Here is a 678-nt window from a genome sequence, read left to right as displayed (position 1 = left end):
GGGTCTGCTGAAGGTTTGGTTGACACTTCGACCGCATCACCTCGATAAGGTGGTGCTCAAACGAAGGAAGACCCAATGCCTAAGAATGTCTACACCGATGAGTTCAAGCGCGACGCCGTGGCGCTGGTGGAATCAGGGATTCCCCAGAAGCAGGTCTGTCATGATTTGGGGATCTCCAGGACAGCGCTGCAGTCCTGGGTGCGCGACACCAGGTTCCATTCCCACGGAATGACACCGTCCAATGACCCGGAAGAACGCAAGGAGATGTCCCAGGCGCTCAAGCGCATCCGGGAGCTCGAGATGGAGAACGAGGTGCTGCGCAAGGCCGCGGCCTACCTGTCCCAGCCTCATATCCGCTCCCCAAAATAATGGGCCCGCTCGTCCGTGAATTGGCCGCCAGAACAGGCACGAAACGTGTGCCTGTGGTGGTGACGTGCTTAGGTCCTGGGATTCAGTACCCAGGCGTATTACAAGTGGCTGAAGTGTCCCGTCTCGGCGCGGGATGTTGAAGAGCAGGAGCTGACCGCGAAGCTGCGTGAGCTGCACCAAGACGACCCCGAAGGCGGGTACCGGGTGCTGGCCGATGACCTGGAGGACCTGGGCTACCAGGTCTTTCGAGCGCAGGGTGTGGCGGCTGTGCAACAAAGCGGGCATCCGTTCGGTGATCAGCAAGCGCCG

At 60.3% G+C, this 678-nt stretch carries 1 protein-coding gene; it reads left to right on the top strand.

Annotation, left to right across the window (positions count from 1 at the left end):
• Positions 1-75 precede the first annotated feature (75 nt).
• Positions 76-369: a transposase gene (locus tag OK351_RS18010; protein WP_371931494.1), complete on the top strand. Its 294-nt coding sequence runs from the start codon at positions 76-78 to the stop codon at positions 367-369.
• The last annotated feature ends 309 nt before the right edge of the window (positions 370-678 follow it).

The organism is Glutamicibacter sp. MNS18 (assembly GCF_026107515.2).
In the GTDB taxonomy this organism is placed as follows: Bacteria; Actinomycetota; Actinomycetes; order Actinomycetales; family Micrococcaceae; genus Glutamicibacter.
The sequence above is the reverse complement of the archived record's forward strand: the minus strand, read 5'-3'. Positions and strand labels throughout refer to the sequence as shown.